Below are 16,365 nucleotides of genomic sequence, written 5' to 3'. Positions count from 1 at the left end.
ATAGTTAATTTTCAAATATGCTATACTTTAATTATTATTAAAATTTTAAGGAAGTATAGTCAATGAAAAATTTAGATTTATTAAACGAATGTACTCTTTGCAGTAGAAACTGCAAAGTTAATAGAAATAATAATAGTATTGGCTTTTGCAAAGCCTCTAACACAGTTAAGGTAGCTAGAGCTGCCCTTCATCTTTGGGAAGAGCCACCAATCTCTATGGGAAACGGTTCTGGAACTGTGTTCTTCTCACATTGCAATTTAAATTGTGTTTTTTGTCAAAACCATGATATAAGTCAAGAATTCAATGGTAAAGAAATATCAATCGAAAGATTAATTGAAATCTTTTTAGAGCTTCAAGAAAAAGGAGCAAACAACATTAACTTAGTCACTCCTACTCATTATGTACCTCAAATTATAGAAGCATTAAAGATTTCAAAATCCAATGGATTAAATATACCTATTCTTTATAACACTAATAGTTATGATTCTCTGGAAACAATAAAATTATTAGATGGCTATATTGATGTTTATCTACCTGATTTTAAATATTTTAATGATAAATATGCATTAAAATATTCTAAAGTGAATAACTACGCATCTAATGCTATTTCAGTAATAGATGAAATGTTAAAACAAGTTGGTACACCCAAATTTGATTCAGAAGGAAAAATAATTAAAGGTGTTATAGTAAGACATCTAATGCTTCCCGGACTTTTATTTGATTCAAAAAAAGTCGTTGATACTTTGTACAACAGGTATGGTGATAGTATATACCTCAGCTTAATGAATCAATATGTTCCTATGTTTAACGCTTGTAATTACCCCGAAATAAATAAACCACTAAATCCTAAGCATTACAGTGCATTAATACAATATGCTCTTGATTTAGGTGTTAAAAATGGATTTATACAAGATGAAGGAACTAACAATACTTCTTATATTCCAGCTTTTAACCTTGAAGGAGTATAAATATAAATTTCACTTGCTGTGAATTAATTTTGTATATTTTACCCTCAAATTTACCCTTATATATTTTTATGTTTTATTACTAATATATATTTTTTATTTAACTAACCAAAAATAGCGTCACTTTTGTCACTACTCCTCTAAGCCTTAATTGGTGAGGGTTAGAGGGGACATTTCACATTGTCACCGTGACAAAAAAGTGTCACCTAATATTGTCACATAAAAAAGAGGTCGATTATTCGACCCCATTAAATTCATTAAATAAATTATTCAATTTTGAAATAGCTTGCGATTCAACATCATTTAATACATAAGTATATATATCCAATGTTATTGATATATTACTATGTCCGAGTAGCTTTTGCACTGTCTTCGGATTTTCTCCTAGCTCAAATAGTCTAGTAGCATATGTGTGTCTTAAATCATGAAATTTTTTATCATACACTTTTATGCTCTCTAAAACCTTTCTGAAATTCTTCCTCAATTGTGCTTGGTTTATATGTTTCCCGTATCTACTACTAAAAACCAAATTATTCTCTTTATATCTTGTTGTATATCTAAATATATTATTTTTCTGCTTTTCCTTATGATTCTTCAATACTTCAATTAAAAGGTCGGGAATAACTACTTTTCTGATACTTCCTTGTGTCTTCGGTGTCTGTGTTATAATTTTAATTTTGTCTCGACCTTCTTCTGATACCTCTGCAACCTCTACAATGTTTTTATTAACATCAATATAACCTTTCTTAAAACTAATATCGTCCCATGTTAAAGCTAATAGCTCTCCCATTCTAAGCCCACTATATAAAGCAGTTAAATACAATGCCTCATACTGATTATCTTTTATTATTAAAGTAAATTTCTTTTGTTCTTCTTTAGTAAATGGATGTATTTTCTTCATCCTTTTAAGTTTAGTTTTTTCATCTTCTTTGGGTAATTGAATAGCTCTTCCGAAATCTTTTAATATCATATTATTATCGTATAAATAACGTATAAATGGATTTATAAGCCTGTGTATCTGCTCCACCGTATGGGGTGTGACACCTTTTTTAATTAAATTCTTATAATATTTCTGTATATCCGAAACACTTAAATCCTTTATTCTAATATCTGATAACATACTATTTTTTATATGATTTCTGTAAAGGCTCTCATAAGTGTTTTTAGTTGATAGTTTTAATTTCATAAAATGATTATTAAAAAGCCAATCTTGATAACATCTATCAAAATATATTCTATTATCTTTTATATTGTTATCTAAATCATTCTTTATATTTTTAATTTTAGCCTCAAGCTCTTTGACAGTTTTAGCATATATATCTTTAGGTTTTCTTAAATTCTCATGTCTTAATCTAAAATGGAAATATTCAATTCCATTTATTTTCTTTTTTCTATATATTGTCCTAGCCATATTATTCATCTCCTTATAATAAAAAGAGGCAGAACGCCCCTTTTGTTAATTTAATACAAATCCATTCTTTAAATATTCTCTTAAATGATACTTGAATTTATGATATATGAAATTCCCAGCCGCCGCTTTACTTGTAAATGATGTGTGTATTCCATATCTAGCCTCATATGTATCTAGTGTGGCAATAAAACTAACTGGATTGTATTCAGTATTATAATTATGCTTAACTATATCCTCATAGGTAGCACCCTCAACCATCAAATACATTTTGCCTTTCTTCCTAGTGAACTCTTCCTCAATTCTAGCTCTACCATTGCAGAAATTACTGCTCAACTCTTCCAATGAACCTTTACGCTCTACTGTTACAATATCATTGAAGTATAAATCTCTTGATATACCTAGTTCCTCATTTTTAGGAATATAGAAAGTATAATCGCCATGATCTAGCTTCATTTCTTTATATTGAATTTTCTTCTTATCAAAATAATCCGTTATATGAATATTTTCCTGTTCCCTTGTATCTATTAATATAACTGGTGTCTTTAAAATTTTATCTAGTTCCGATTTTGAATATTTATATAATTGAACCATTTTATACCTCACTTTCTTTTAAATCTTCTTCATATGCTTCGTTCCATTCTCCAATAATGCCATCTCTTAAACTTTCTAATGCGTCAATATGTTCACATATTCCGTTATATCGCCATAAATATTTATTATGTGTTTTTTTATTAAGCTTATTGTATTTATCTGCCATATCATAAAGATAAGCTAGTTTATTTCTTAATCTTTCTTCCATTAGTCAGCACCTCCAACATTACAACTATCCATATCCATTGATAATAAATCTAATATCAATTCTGCCGTTTTATGTGCCTGTTCCTCATATTCTTTATGTCTAGGGCTCTTTATTGTATTTCCTTTGTCTTTATGTAAATAACCATGTGCTATCTCATGAGCCAAAACAAATACTTTATCATCATTATTCATTCTTTCATTAAGAATTATATGTTTATCAAATAAAAACCCACATGGTTTATTGATTTTAAAATCTACAGTAGTAATATCAAAACCTTTCGCTATTGCAAAATTCTTTAATTTATCTAATTTCATTAGTGTATAATCTCCTATCTATTTATAATCTTATATAATTCAATACTTTTACTTATTTGCTTTAATGTTAGGTCCTGAACCTTAACACCTTCACTTATTAATTCTTGAATAAAATTTTTATATAATAAAATATTCATAAAATGTATGTTCCCCTTTACATTTACAACCAAATAGGATACACTAACATTGTTGATATGTTTGCGTTCCTATCGGAATGCTTTTTTTTATTCCTAATTAAATATATTCTGTTGTTCCGACGTATCTTTAAAAGCTATATTTCTGTATACGTCTATTTTTTGCCTGCCATATCTAAAGTAGTTTACATTGTTATAGCCTTCATATTCTCTTAAACGCTTTACAAAGTCCTTATATCCCGCTGGCTTGCCTATGATGTCCGCTTTTACCACATTAGGTAAATCTTCATCATTACATAGTTTTATATATGCTTTTTCTACTTCATCACACTCAATATGAAATCCATCAGCTGGGACTATTATTTCTTTTGAAAATTTCAATAAAGAGTCTATTTCTTTTACATTTTGGGTTGTATCATCTTTTACGCATTGAGGAATAATAAAATCTTTATCTATAATTTCGATAGCTCTATATATAAAATATGAAAACACATTATCAAAATTAGGCTTAATTTCCTCTCTGTAAAAATTAGCGTTTCTTTGTTCCAATGGTATTTTATTTAAAAATCTTATAAATAATAATCTTCTATTTACCGCATCATCAAAATTCGCAAATCTAGGAATTGTATTAGTATCAATCAGTAAGTCTAACTTCTGTAAATTTATTTCAATTAAATTGCCTCTTGTTGGTCTTGCAGTTTCGGTTGAATTTGATAATATAGTCTTAAATTTTGCTTGGCTTATGATATAATCTTCTTCGCCCTCACTAGATAACCCCCACAACTTATTGCTCAAAGATACAAGCAAATCATCTCTTGACTTATCTTCATTTCCTCTATGATTTAATGTAAAATATTCATATGGTATATTAGATATATTATCCTCGAATAAATCTTTTATGATATTCTTAAAAGTACTTTTTCCAGTAGCTCCAGCACCTATCATAAATATAGCTAATTGCAAATTCTTTCCTAACATTTTATAAGCTATTAAATCAAGAATAAAATCCAATCTTTCTTTACCTAATACATTTTCATATATCTTCAGCTTTTCATTCATAAAATTATCTGCTGAATATTTATCAACTAAGTTATATTTTGATGTATTTAATATTAGGTCATTTCTACATGATAATTTTATTTCGCCAGTATTTAAGTCAATTATCATACCATTTTTAGAACAAATAATATTTTCATTTTTATTATGATATTTAAGGTTTATTGTGTGGCTCTTATCTCGTTTAATTTTGTCTAATGCTTCATTAACACGATTTTTATTATCCCATCCACGAACTTTTTTACTCACTTTCTGATAATCAGCTTTTTCTAGCTCAAACATTGCTCTATTGAGTTCTAGTTCACATTTTCCAATAAAATCGTTGTATATGATCCTACTCTCTTCATCTGTAATTTTTACCCATGCTTTACCATTCCATTTTACAAACTTATATTCATTGGTAGAGTTAATCAAGGCTCTTAAATTTCCACCTATATATGATATAAATGCTTGTTTACTATCTTCATAATGTATTAATGGTATATCGTCTAATTTATCAATATTTCCTTTCACTTTATCAATGAATGCTTTATAATATGGTTCGCTTATAGGATTAAAAACATAGTCCATTATTTCAGAATATTTATCACATTTTCTAAGTTCCTTTACTACTTCAAAATTCTGTAGTATATTTTCATCATCTGCGTATCTAGTAATAATACTTGAAATAACATCTAAATCTTTACTTGGATACTCAAATTTATTATCTAATTGCAAATTATTATATTCTTTTCTAGCCTCTATATTAGAAAACATATGAGCTAATGTTATAAAACAGCTCTCGCCTTCTTCTAAACTAAATTTAATTACCTTCAAGTATTACCACCTACTTTTTATCTGTTATTTGTTTGAGCGTCTATCCAACTTTGTAATTTATCTGCATTAATAAACCAAGTTGTCCCAATTCTAAACGCTGGAAATGTTTTGTCATTTGCTAGAATTTCATACATTCGATTTTTACTAAATCCTAGCCTTTCTCTTGTTTCTGCTACTGAAAATAATTGTTTTACTACTTTTGACATATTGTATGTCCCCTTTCTTATGTTAATTAATTAGATGGGTTTATTGTTTCCCTGTTAAGGTCAACCGTCTTTCGTATCAACCTTATAGTGTTAGTATATATCGTTAAAATAACCCTGTCAACATTTTTTTACTAACTGTTTTAAAAAACATTTATTTTAACTAACCATCATGATATAATTAACTCATACAAAATCTAGGAGGATTCGGATTTTATGAGTATTGGTGAAAATATAAAAAAATACAGAAAACAAAATAAATTAACCCAAAAGGAATTAGGCGAAGAAATAGGCAAAAGTCCTGTAACTGTTAGACATTATGAAAGCGGATATATAGAACCACCAACTAGCGTATTGAGAAATATTGCCAATGTGCTAAATATTCCAACCGAAAAATTAATTGATGATAGTGGCTCTGAAATATTTTTACCACCAGTAACCAGCGAAACTGCAAAATTAATAGAAAAAGCAATGGGCGTTACTAATGTAGAATATTCACAAGAGGATAAAGAAGCTCTTACATTAACTGACACACTTGATATATTATTAAAAAGAAATGGATATGATATAACATCATTTTCAGCTAGTGAAGTCGATTTAATTATAAAAAATATTGAAAATATGCTTGTAATCATGGCAAATTTAAAAGAAAAAAAATAGCACCTTCCTAAACGGGATTGTGCTTTTATTATTTATATGATATACTTAAATAGATTTATAAAGATGGGTGTGTTACATTAGAGAAATGTAAAGACCTCTATAGTTTTTTAATGCTATTTTTATTTATATTAGTATTTATATCAGTGTCTGCAATATCAAAAAATAAACTCAGTACCAAAACGGTGTTGAGTTTTTTATTTTTCATGTATTAATTTATGAACAAGGCTCACACTACAATTATAAGTTTCAGCTATTTCACGATAAGATTTTCCTTGATTTCTAGCATTTTTAATATTTGAAATTTGGTATAAATTAAATTTAGGTTTCCTTCCAGCTCCACGAGATTTTAATCTACGAATTTCGTCCTTTAGAAAGGAATTTTCCTTCCTTAGTTGCTCCAGCTCATTCATTGATATTAATTTCCTTTTCCTCTATTTTTGCCAGAATATCGTCAATGCTAGGGTCATCATCAAATAAAGTTACTGTAATCTCTTTCTTCTCATCTTCTTGAACTGATTTATCAATTGAAGGTGCTCCAATAACTTGGTCACATATATATTTACACGCTTGGAATTTAACTCTATTATCTTTGCAGTTTATAGCAAGTTTGTATATTTCATCAAATACATTTTTAACTTTAGGTGTCAAGCTAGTTCTAGTATCAGCCTTTATTTCTTCTATTCTCTTCTTTTTTTCTTCTTGAACTTCTTTTATTTTTAACCAATCATAAACAGTATTCCTACTTACTCCTAACAATTTAGCCGTTTCAGTTTTGTTATTACCAGCAATTATATAATCTATCATTTCCGATTGTTGTTGTGTAATCATATTATCCCTCCTATAAAATAAGGTAGGTTGCATTTTGCCACCCACCCATGTATATTAATACTATATGTTGTCTATGCACTTACTATCATGCTGAACGCTTTAGGGTCTGCCACTAAATAAGCCATTCTCATTGTACATTTAACCCCCAGCATATCACGCTGAGCTAGATTAATACTTTGACCACCATTGTTAATAGTAGCCTCTTTTAATATTTCATATTGCATATTTTCACGAGTTCCAATAATTGACCTTGTAAAGTCACCAGTAATAGCTAAAGCTTTGGTATCGTCCCAATTTCTAACGTATTCTATTGGTGTATCATATGCACTAGATAAAGTAATAGCACCCTTATAACTATTATCATTAGATAATGCACGTAAAACCTTCTTTTGAGTTGTACCCATTAGAATATTATTACAATTGTATTTATTATCCTCTACAACTCCCATAGCGTTAGATATGTCGCTATCAAGGTTACTTGTAGCAGTGATTTTTTGAGTACCAATAGCAGTAAGTAAATTAGTATCAAATGGAGTATTAACTCCGAATATACAAGCCGTATCAATAGCACTTGCAAACATATCAGCGATAGCCTGTTTAATTTCCCCTAACACATTACTAACACTATCGTTGTACTTCTCTCTTGTTACTGGAACTATTATCGCTAATTTTTCTGTTTTTAATTTTGGGTATTCAAAGGTAGGTAATGTTGTTCCAATTTCTTCACCTTCATTTACCCATGCGGCCGAACCAGTACCAGTCATTTTAGGGATTACCATTGTATCAGATGTCATAGGTAATTTCCTACTTACTTTTAATATACTTGCTTGGTCTATAATATTCTTTAAAATTTCTTTTGATATTTCTACTGGAACTGTTCCAGCTAAATTATCTTTTAAATATAATGTATCTGACATATTATTTCTTCCTTTCTTATTTGTTATATACTATATCCCACATTGAACCGCCATTGCCAAAACTCTTAGGACTTGTCGGTGGTGCATATGCTCCGGCACCTAACTTCTCTTTAACTATCTTATCTGACATTCTTTGAGCCGTATTCTCAACAAAACTCTTGAATTTCTCTATATTTTTAATGGTAGCTTTTGTGTCTGCTCCAGCAACAAAGTCTAATACCTCCAACGGCAAACTATTTTCAGCCATTAAAGATTGATATTGTATTTGTAGCTCCAGCTGACGTTTTTCCTCCTGTGCCTTCTCTAGTGCGATTTCTGTTTCGCTTTTTTGTGGGTATCTTTTATTTATTTCATCATTGATTAAATTACTTAAATTCTGCTCTTTCCAGGACTCAATACCTTTATCAAGTCGAGTGTTTACAGTTTTATCACATAAGCTATCGAAGTAGCCTTTACATTCAATATTATTTTCTAATGCGTTTCTGAATTGCTCTAAAGTTATTTCACCAGCTCCAGCCGACTTTTCACTCTCTGAACCTTCAATATTAGTATTTGTTTGATTTTCTGTATTCTCCATGTTTAACCTTCTTTCTTCACTACTGACTATTACACCAGCAACTTATTATTAGAGGAAGGGACTTTAAAAGTCCCGGTAATGATAAAAACAGATTCAATTAAAATTAAAGACATATTACGTCTACAATCTTAATTATTATAATGTTTTTACAATTGCAACATATGAGGGACTTTTTACAACCATGCCGGGTTATTTTTTGTCCCTATATCTATATTATATACTTATACCTTACACTTTTCAACACTTTTTATAGTTTTTTTAACGTTATAGTTAATTTATTACAAGTGCGTTCATTAATTAATTAATATATGCTTTTTAGTAGTTTTCATAAATTAATTTATGTATGTTTTTTTAGAAATGGGGAAAATATTTATAGTGGCCGTAACCATGAATTTGAATTTTCTATTTTAGAACCTACCCCCTCAAAACCCTCACTATTTCCCACTTTCATAGTAACAGTATTACTAAACTTTCATATCAAAAAGCATTGTTTTTTATTAAAAATCTGACCTTCAAATTACTTTATTTTTATCAATCCCACAGTTGAGCCAATCTCTATTTTTTAAAATTTCGGGAAACTACGAATTAACGAAATAATTCACTTATTTTTATCTATTTATTTCCCAGCTTTTTAGTTCACATCATCACTTCATATAATACATATGCAAGGTATTATCAAGGCTCAATATTACTACATTTAACGCTATTCTTATGTGTTTTATGTTTTTTAGAGGGTTATTATCAGTTACTAGGGTTCACATATATATCAATACTCTAATTCAATCATCTTTCAATAGCTCCAATGGTATCAATATATAATTGTAATTCTGTAATAATATCGGTGACAATATTAGGTGACAGTGGTGACAGTATGGTGACAATCAAAAGTGTCACCTATAAGTCCCACCGTATAAGGGTTAAAGTAATGGTGACAATAGTGACAGTATTTTTTACAATATAAAAATATTTATTATTCTAGTATTTATATTTACCCTTCTTTTACCCTTTATAAGATAATATCAATAGTGATTTAATAATATTCATAGTTCAATATATCTGCATAAAATGCCGATTCTAGCTTATCTGACTTTGTATAAATATCCGTTCCCAAATCCTAAGCACTATGATTCTTTAATAAATTATGCTCTAAGTTTAGGTCTAAAAAATGGATTCATACAAGAGGAAGGTACTGACACTATTTCTTATGTCCCAAAATTTAATTGTGAAGGAGTATAAATTATAGAATCTCTAAAGTATATGAAAAATTATTTTTATATATCTATATATAAATTGAATATAAATATAAGAAGACTGTTGAAAATATTATAACAACAGTCTTCTTATATTTAATAATAAAAACTTGGAATTTTTATATCATTATCTTTTCTAGGAGCTACAGGTGGCACAAATATTCTATTTGTTGCTCCCCTTAATTCAGCAATTCTAGTAACGCCTACATATACATCTGATATCTTATACCATGTTGCATAATCTACTACACCAGTCTTTGGTAAAGAGAATATTCCTTGGAATGTTCTCACCGCTTCTGCTGTTGTTTCTCCAAAAACGCCATCCTGAGCTACTTTAGGTATTAAAGGATAATTTCGAGCTATTCTGTTTAATTGTTCCTGAATAGTTCTTACAGGTTCTCCTGTTGATCCAATTGTCAAATCATAACCTGGATAAGATTGAGGGCTTCCTTCAACTTTCTCAGCAGTAACAAGCTCAATATCATTTCCATAGTAATACATTAAAATTTCATATGGTAATTTTCCTTGATCTCCCAAATATTTGCTTCCCCATTGACTTAGCCATTCTGGGCATTTAACATTTTTACCATCACAATATTGAGTTAAAAGTGGCTGTTTATTTCCAATCCTTCTTACATAAGTAGAAAATATCTCATCTACAATAGCACTGATACTGTCATAAATATTTCTTCCGTAATTAAAAGCATGATCATAAGCTGTAGAACTTGTAATATCAAAATTCTTTCCTTTTCCTCTATACCATTCAGTATAAATCCTGTTTAAAGTAAATGATATTATGCAAAAAACATTTGCACGTATTGTTGTTTCTGGCCATGTTGAGTAAATTTCACATGATGCAACATTTTTTATATACTCCTTATAATCAACTTTATGATTAGGAGCTGATGCATCATTAGGGCTGCCTTGATGTACTACTATATATTCAGGTACTACTGGTTGCGGTAGCACTACCCCTGATGTTGGTGGTGGTAATGGCTTATCAACCTCTTCTGGTATTTTGGGTGGAAAGTTTCCATATAATGTGTTTGGTAAAATATTTATAACTTCTTGCCTTGTATTTCTTGATCTAAGATCTGTACTTAAATTGCATATTTGATATGCTACTTCACCCGGAAATACCTGGCATCCCCTTATACTTATAGGCTCAAAATCTTCTCTTTCTACAGTTATATCATACAAACTATATGGTGTTTTATTACTATTTTCATTTAGCGAATACTCTATCGGTGGCGCATCAACTTCAATCTCTTCAGTTAACCCAGATGAATTTGTAGTCAGATTTATAGTTCTATTTGTTGCAAATTCTCCTATTCCTCTTATAGTAATCTTAGCTCTATCAACAGGAATATAATCATTTCCTCTAAAGCATTGGACCTTTAATCTTCCTATATCTGCCATGGATACTCCTCAAATATTATTTTTACTTAATCATTATATGTTATAAATTTCTATTTGTTACTATGGAATCCTATAAAATAAATTTCCTATATTAAATTCAATTACGCTATTTCCATTCCTTAATTTATTTAAATCAGAATACGTTAAATACTTAATTTCTTCAACAGTATCTTCTAGATATAAATCATTATTTTTTTCATAATTCCGTTTTCTTAAAGCATTAAAAACCCCTTCTAAATCAAGCATTCCATATCCCCAATCTTTATTGGGATATGTGTCACCCTCTCTAGTCTTAGCCCCTCTTATTATATAAGCTATCATTTTATTAACATTTATCTCAATATCATTCTTTTCTACAATAGCCCATTGTAATATTAAACAACAGCATCCAGCTAATACTGATGATCCTATTGATGATCCTGTAGCAACAGTAGTCCCACCACCTGGCTTTGTAACTATTGCATCTACACCACCTGCAGCTATATCTGGTTTTACTCTTCCATCTATAGTGTAACCACGTCCTGATTCAGCCACTACAGTATTTAATGATTGATTATAATATGCAGAAACAATAACATTTTTTCCTGTTGCTGGTACAGTTAATGTAGATGTCTGTAGTGGAGAAAGAAATCTAGTATCATCATATAATAATTCTCTTTGCGGTAGCCAAGACCAAAATCTTCCATCAACAATATAATCTCCATATAACCTAAAGGTCCATATTCCTTCTTTTAAGTTTCTAAGTTTAATAATTATTACTTCATTTCCCGATATATTATCAGGAATCAAATAATGTATACATACTATTGTCCCTTCATAAATGAACTTATAATCTGTTATTGATTTAAGATTAGTATTAACTCTTTCTAAAACCTCTCCTGAAGGAGAAACAATTCCAATAGACGCTTTATCTGGCTTCAAAAAATAGAATTGAAAATTCATATCTTTTTGGTTTTTTCCAACCTTTACCTCAACTGAAACCATATCTTCAGTTTTATTAATTTTTCCTTCTGTATGTGTTTGAGTATCACCTTGATTTCCAGTCCCCACTACTGGAACAAAACCTCTTCTACCTGACTGACTTTCAAATAATTGTTCTATATAACTATTACCATCATGTGCTCCTGTATTAGTTCCCATAGGTATATGAAAAACAATAGGCATCCCTAATTGCAATGCTATATTGTTCAAATATCTAACAGCTAAAATTATATCAATATATCCATACTTATTAATTCCCTCTTTAGATACGCCTGCATAAATTGATTCAGCTTTACTCATCTCTCTAAGTTTAACAACTGCAAATTTACAATTTGGAGCTGCTCCTAATAATGCCGGATTTCGTCCTCTTCCTCCAATTATTCCTGCTGTCATTGTTCCATGACCAACATTATCTTTACTAGCAACTATACTATATGGATCTCCACCACCCTTATATAGTTTTATAGCTTCATTAATTTGATCTTTGGTATACTCAACTCCTAATTTTATACCTTGTACTTCTTCTGTTGCTTTAAGGGTCTGATCCCATATTCTTTCAATTCTTGTTGTATCATCTTCTAGCATAAATTCTTCATTTAAATAATCTATTCCTGTATCTATTATACCAACCAATACTCCAGTTCCATCCAATCTTAAATAGGGATTATTCACAAACAAGGGCGCCCCACTAGCCTCTACTGGTGATAGTGCACTTAATGTGTATACAGGTGGATTTATATTGGGAATAATATCCAAATTATAATTTCCTAGCTTATTTATGTCTTTATAAGGCGTTATTACTATTATAAACGCATCTGAAAGCCTAACGATTGCAGCATCTGGCATGCCTTTTTTTATCTGTTCAACAACTTCTGGATTTGATATCTGTACAATTATTCCTATTAGATCATCAGGTGATATGGTTGCATTCTCTGAATCATTCCCTATACAACTCACCCCTAACTTGGATAATATATTATCGGTATTTAAATCTACACTGTTGCTTTCTCTATAGTAATCTCTTGTATAATCACGTTGCCTTCCAGCTAAAATTGAATTTATTGTCGATTCAATTAAGTAAAAACTATCATATGCACAAACTGCTCCATATCCCCATGAAGAGTTGGGATAGATTATATCAGTTCTTTTTCTAGTAGATCCCTTTACTAAATAATACTTTAATCTTTGTGCATATAAATAAAAATCATTTCCTTTAACAATCCCCCATTCCATAAGTAATGCGCAAATCCCTGACACTTGAGGAGTTGCCATTGATGTTCCTGTCTTTCTATCATATCCACCATTAGGTATCGGTGCCATTACATTTTCTCCAGGTGCTGCTAAATCCGGTCTTAGGGGATATCTTAGGTTTTCTGCTCCTCTCCCACTAAAACTAGATAAGTTTCTCGTTACAGGATTATAGCTTCCAACCGCAATTATATTATCTACAGTTGCTGGTATTCCTAATGTATTTGAAGCTACTGGTGATAAAAATTTAGTTTTTTGATTAAGTCCTTCTGAAACTGGAAGCCAAATTGAATATACCCCTTCATAGTTGTTTATCTTATCAATTGATATTGTCCATAGCCCTTCAGTAATATAATTTGATGTTATTGGAGAAAGAACTATTTGAATTTCATTATTAAGTTCAAAAGGTTTTGGTCCCGAAACATATATATCATACCTATCTCTACCAACATTTCCTTGAAAATATCCTTCTCTTATATTTATATTTCCACTTGCTTCTCCAGTTGAACTTCTAATATTTATTGTTATATCTGGCAAAATGGATTTATATAGATTTATAACTATTAGACTTTCATCTCTTGCTATACTAAATGATTGATTTTGAATAATTTCAAATGTTCCTCCAGTATGATGTGCAGAATCTCCCTCATTCCCTGCTGCAATTACAATTGTTATCCTTTCTAAATTTGCTATTGTTCTAATATATTGTTCTAATAAACTACTTCCATTGTGAGCCCCATTATTAGTACTCAAACTAATATTAACAACTAATGGCATATTTAATTCTTTGCTTTTATCTAACAAAAATTTTAATCCCTTCATTATTTGAGTACTTAAAACCCAATTTCCTCTTGTGCCCTTGACCATTGCTATAGATGCTTCTGTAGCTACTCCTTTATAAGAATTCGGAATATTTCCTCCACCGCAGGCAATACCAGCAACGTGTGTACCATGTCCAGTTATATCTATTGATGGAACTATTGAGTATGGATCTGTTGCTTCTAGGGCTTCATTAATTTTTTCTTTGTTGTATACTTTTCCTCCATCACTTAAATCATATATATATTCAATTCTTGTAGTTCTATCACTATTCCTAAATGCTGGATGAGTATAATCAATTCCTGAATCTATGAATCCAATAAGTATTCCTTTTCCATTAACATTGTATGTTGATGTTGCCTGCGGAACACATGATTCCCTATTACTTGTTAAATCTGATGTATATAAATTTTGTGGCAATTCAATATATTGTATACTGTTGCTTCTAGCCAAATCTACTATTCTGTCTACTGGGATCCCTACTATTGCAAAATTAAAACCTAAATCTTGAAAAGTTCCTCCTAGACCTTCAATTAATTTTTTAACTTCAATCGGTTCATCTCTATATAAAATTGTTACCTCTATTAAGTTTGCGTCTCCAATTAAATTTAATTTATTATTTAGTCTATTTAACACAGCGCTTGGTACATTATTTAATAATCCTAATGATGCATCTATCTTTGCAGATTTTTGTGGATCTAATTCTGCTATAATAATCACCTCTATAATTGAATAATATTTATACTAATAGTATGAATATTTATCTTCATATATTACTTTATAAATATATTACTATATAAAAAATGAGATAGATTTATACATTAACAATCTATCTCATACATATAATTTCATTTATAATTTAATTTCGATTCTTTCTAATTTAGCAATTACATTAACTTCTTTTATTTCCATTGTTTCAGTTATTAAACTGCCAGAATTACTTACTAATAAAATTTTAGAATTTCCTAAAGTCTTTACTTGTCTAACTTTTCTTTTGCCTCTATAATCTAATAAAAAAATCCCATTATTACTAACTTCTTTTACACTATGAGCAAAAGCTAAGTCTCCCTTCATTATTCTAAAGCCACTCATTTCATCATCCTCAATTTGCAAATAGCAAACCTTATCTTGAGGGTAGCCTTCTATTTTATTTGAATGTACTGGCATTTCTTTAAATCCATTATTTTTACTTAATGAATAATCATATATAGGTACATTTTTAAGTACTGATGAAAATGCATCTGTCCATACTTCTGATGAAGCTTCTATTTTCTTTTTAGGCATTTCTTTTAACGTTTTTTTCTCTTCCATAAGAGCTTCATCAGTGACTACCATACTAATGTCATTTAAATCAACATTTAGTACTTTTGCTGCTCTATCTATAAATGATTCTGGGGCAACTTTTCTTCCCATTTCAACTTCATTTATAAATTTTTCTGCTACTCCAAGTTTTTTAGCTAGTACTTTTGCTGGCATTCCACTTTTTTCTCTAGCCATTTTTATCTTTTCGCCTACACGACTCATTTTTTATTTCTCTCCTTTTTTATATTCTTCATACATAGTTCTTTCTTCTATTAGATGCTCTAATAAATATTTAAGAGTCCATTTACTTGATTGTTCCGTAACTACAGCTAGAACTCCCCCTTCAATAAAGCCTCTAATAAACTTTATTACGCCTCTTAGCTCTTTATCATTATATCCATTAAAAATAAGTGCTTTCTCACCTACTGGAAGTTCTTCTTCACTATTTTCTACTTCAGTACCACATAAAATATCAATAATTTTATTTGAAGCATCAGAATTTGTAACTCTTTTTACTTTTATTCTTCTCTTTTGAATCTTATCAAATTCTTCATCAGTTAATCCATATGCTAATATACATTTATAGTTTATAGCCAAACTTGCCAACCTCCCTATTCTATTAGTATTTTTATAAATTTTTATTATAAATTCAAGATATCTATGATT

Annotated in this window: 17 protein-coding genes and 1 pseudogene; 3 read left to right on the top strand and 15 right to left on the bottom strand. The window is 29.7% G+C overall.

The window, feature by feature from the left end; genetic code table 11:
• Positions 1-62: 62 nt before the first annotated feature.
• A complete protein-coding gene (locus tag CNEONATNEC86_RS00305; RefSeq protein WP_159135389.1) occupies positions 63-968 on the top strand; it encodes a radical SAM protein in 906 nt (301 codons plus the stop codon).
• Positions 969-1,200: 232 nt separating this feature from the next.
• Here CNEONATNEC86_RS00305 and CNEONATNEC86_RS00300 read toward each other — a convergent pair whose 3' ends face one another.
• From CNEONATNEC86_RS00300 to CNEONATNEC86_RS00275, 7 genes are all read right to left on the bottom strand, one after another.
• Entirely contained in the window at positions 1,201-2,376 is a 1,176-nt protein-coding gene (locus tag CNEONATNEC86_RS00300) for a tyrosine-type recombinase/integrase (RefSeq protein WP_159135388.1), read from the bottom strand.
• A 45-nt stretch (positions 2,377-2,421) separates the two neighbouring features.
• A complete protein-coding gene (locus CNEONATNEC86_RS00295) occupies positions 2,422-2,967 on the bottom strand; it encodes an ERCC4 domain-containing protein (protein WP_159135387.1) in 546 nt (181 codons plus the stop codon).
• 1 nt (position 2,968) lies between these two features.
• Positions 2,969-3,175 carry a hypothetical protein gene (locus CNEONATNEC86_RS00290; protein WP_159135386.1) on the bottom strand — a complete coding sequence of 69 codons (207 nt, stop codon included), beginning with the start codon at positions 3,173-3,175 and terminating at the stop codon, positions 2,969-2,971.
• A complete protein-coding gene (locus CNEONATNEC86_RS00285; protein ID WP_159135385.1) occupies positions 3,175-3,489 on the bottom strand; it encodes an ImmA/IrrE family metallo-endopeptidase in 315 nt (104 codons plus the stop codon). The genes CNEONATNEC86_RS00290 and CNEONATNEC86_RS00285 overlap by 1 nt, the downstream gene beginning before the upstream one ends.
• A 14-nt stretch (positions 3,490-3,503) precedes the next feature.
• Positions 3,504-3,626 (bottom strand): hypothetical protein, encoded by a 123-nt coding sequence (locus CNEONATNEC86_RS21715; RefSeq protein WP_276508199.1) that lies wholly within the window; start codon positions 3,624-3,626, stop codon positions 3,504-3,506.
• Between the two features lie 93 nt (positions 3,627-3,719).
• Positions 3,720-5,495, bottom strand: coding sequence for an ATPase (locus CNEONATNEC86_RS00280; protein WP_159135384.1), 1,776 nt, complete (start codon positions 5,493-5,495; stop codon positions 3,720-3,722).
• Positions 5,496-5,512: 17 nt separating this feature from the next.
• Positions 5,513-5,701, bottom strand: a complete 189-nt coding sequence (locus tag CNEONATNEC86_RS00275; RefSeq protein ID WP_159135383.1) for a helix-turn-helix domain-containing protein — start codon at positions 5,699-5,701, stop codon at positions 5,513-5,515.
• 213 nt (positions 5,702-5,914) lie between these two features.
• Here CNEONATNEC86_RS00275 and CNEONATNEC86_RS00270 point away from each other — a divergent pair, with 213 nt between their 5' ends.
• A complete protein-coding gene (locus tag CNEONATNEC86_RS00270; RefSeq protein WP_159135382.1) occupies positions 5,915-6,358 on the top strand; it encodes a helix-turn-helix domain-containing protein in 444 nt (147 codons plus the stop codon).
• Positions 6,359-6,552: 194 nt separating this feature from the next.
• Here the strand turns inward: CNEONATNEC86_RS00270 and CNEONATNEC86_RS00265 are convergent, their stop codons facing one another.
• The 4 genes from CNEONATNEC86_RS00265 to CNEONATNEC86_RS00250 form a co-directional block, all read right to left on the bottom strand.
• Positions 6,553-6,768, bottom strand: coding sequence for a helix-turn-helix domain-containing protein (locus CNEONATNEC86_RS00265; RefSeq protein WP_159135381.1), 216 nt, complete (start codon positions 6,766-6,768; stop codon positions 6,553-6,555).
• Positions 6,761-7,186, bottom strand: a complete 426-nt coding sequence (locus tag CNEONATNEC86_RS00260) for a helix-turn-helix domain-containing protein (protein WP_159135380.1) — start codon at positions 7,184-7,186, stop codon at positions 6,761-6,763. The genes CNEONATNEC86_RS00265 and CNEONATNEC86_RS00260 overlap by 8 nt, the downstream gene beginning before the upstream one ends.
• Positions 7,187-7,257: 71 nt before the next feature.
• Positions 7,258-8,103: a phage major capsid protein gene (locus CNEONATNEC86_RS00255; RefSeq protein ID WP_159135379.1), complete on the bottom strand. Its 846-nt coding sequence runs from the start codon at positions 8,101-8,103 to the stop codon at positions 7,258-7,260.
• Positions 8,104-8,119: 16 nt separating this feature from the next.
• Positions 8,120-8,680: a capsid assembly scaffolding protein Gp46 family protein gene (locus tag CNEONATNEC86_RS00250; protein WP_159135378.1), complete on the bottom strand. Its 561-nt coding sequence runs from the start codon at positions 8,678-8,680 to the stop codon at positions 8,120-8,122.
• A 1,110-nt stretch (positions 8,681-9,790) separates the two neighbouring features.
• On the opposite strand from CNEONATNEC86_RS00250, the pseudogene CNEONATNEC86_RS21375 reads away from it, so the two are divergent.
• Positions 9,791-9,916, top strand: a pseudogene (locus CNEONATNEC86_RS21375) (radical SAM protein); the annotation flags it as partial.
• 110 nt (positions 9,917-10,026) lie between these two features.
• On the opposite strand, the gene CNEONATNEC86_RS00245 reads toward CNEONATNEC86_RS21375, so the two are convergent.
• The 4 genes from CNEONATNEC86_RS00245 to CNEONATNEC86_RS00230 all read right to left on the bottom strand — a co-directional run bounded on the left by CNEONATNEC86_RS00245 (position 10,027) and on the right by CNEONATNEC86_RS00230 (position 16,296).
• Positions 10,027-11,349 (bottom strand): peptidoglycan-binding domain-containing protein, encoded by a 1,323-nt coding sequence (locus CNEONATNEC86_RS00245; RefSeq protein WP_159135377.1) that lies wholly within the window; start codon positions 11,347-11,349, stop codon positions 10,027-10,029.
• Positions 11,350-11,409: 60 nt separating this feature from the next.
• Positions 11,410-15,108, bottom strand: coding sequence for a S8 family peptidase (locus CNEONATNEC86_RS00240; protein WP_159136049.1), 3,699 nt, complete (start codon positions 15,106-15,108; stop codon positions 11,410-11,412).
• A 141-nt stretch (positions 15,109-15,249) separates the two neighbouring features.
• Entirely contained in the window at positions 15,250-15,921 is a 672-nt protein-coding gene (locus CNEONATNEC86_RS00235) for a helix-turn-helix domain-containing protein (protein WP_058293190.1), read from the bottom strand.
• A 3-nt stretch (positions 15,922-15,924) separates the two neighbouring features.
• Positions 15,925-16,296 (bottom strand): DUF3783 domain-containing protein, encoded by a 372-nt coding sequence (locus CNEONATNEC86_RS00230; protein WP_058293191.1) that lies wholly within the window; start codon positions 16,294-16,296, stop codon positions 15,925-15,927.
• Positions 16,297-16,365: the final 69 nt, after the last annotated feature.

It is taken from the genome of Clostridium neonatale, assembly GCF_900465025.1.
In the GTDB taxonomy this organism is placed as follows: Bacteria; Bacillota; Clostridia; order Clostridiales; family Clostridiaceae; genus Clostridium; species Clostridium neonatale.
This window is presented reverse-complemented; position numbering and strand designations above follow the sequence as displayed.

Bases quoted from the DNA above. Each gene is read 5' to 3' on its own strand.
- CNEONATNEC86_RS00285 (WP_159135385.1), bottom strand. From the start codon at position 3,489: ATGAAATTAGATAAATTAAAGAATTTTGCAATAGCGAAAGGTTTTGAT.
- CNEONATNEC86_RS21715 (WP_276508199.1), bottom strand. From the start codon at position 3,626: ATGAATATTTTATTATATAAAAATTTTATTCAAGAATTAATAAGTGAA.
- CNEONATNEC86_RS00290 (WP_159135386.1), bottom strand. From the start codon at position 3,175: ATGGAAGAAAGATTAAGAAATAAACTAGCTTATCTTTATGATATGGCA.
- CNEONATNEC86_RS00255 (WP_159135379.1), bottom strand. From the start codon at position 8,103: ATGTCAGATACATTATATTTAAAAGATAATTTAGCTGGAACAGTTCCA.
- CNEONATNEC86_RS00300 (WP_159135388.1), bottom strand. From the start codon at position 2,376: ATGGCTAGGACAATATATAGAAAAAAGAAAATAAATGGAATTGAATAT.
- CNEONATNEC86_RS00305 (WP_159135389.1), top strand. From the start codon at position 63: ATGAAAAATTTAGATTTATTAAACGAATGTACTCTTTGCAGTAGAAAC.
- CNEONATNEC86_RS00260 (WP_159135380.1), bottom strand. From the start codon at position 7,186: ATGATTACACAACAACAATCGGAAATGATAGATTATATAATTGCTGGT.
- CNEONATNEC86_RS00250 (WP_159135378.1), bottom strand. From the start codon at position 8,680: ATGGAGAATACAGAAAATCAAACAAATACTAATATTGAAGGTTCAGAG.
- CNEONATNEC86_RS00245 (WP_159135377.1), bottom strand. From the start codon at position 11,349: ATGGCAGATATAGGAAGATTAAAGGTCCAATGCTTTAGAGGAAATGAT.
- CNEONATNEC86_RS00295 (WP_159135387.1), bottom strand. From the start codon at position 2,967: ATGGTTCAATTATATAAATATTCAAAATCGGAACTAGATAAAATTTTA.
- CNEONATNEC86_RS00265 (WP_159135381.1), bottom strand. From the start codon at position 6,768: ATGAATGAGCTGGAGCAACTAAGGAAGGAAAATTCCTTTCTAAAGGAC.
- CNEONATNEC86_RS00275 (WP_159135383.1), bottom strand. From the start codon at position 5,701: ATGTCAAAAGTAGTAAAACAATTATTTTCAGTAGCAGAAACAAGAGAA.
- CNEONATNEC86_RS00270 (WP_159135382.1), top strand. From the start codon at position 5,915: ATGAGTATTGGTGAAAATATAAAAAAATACAGAAAACAAAATAAATTA.
- CNEONATNEC86_RS00235 (WP_058293190.1), bottom strand. From the start codon at position 15,921: ATGAGTCGTGTAGGCGAAAAGATAAAAATGGCTAGAGAAAAAAGTGGA.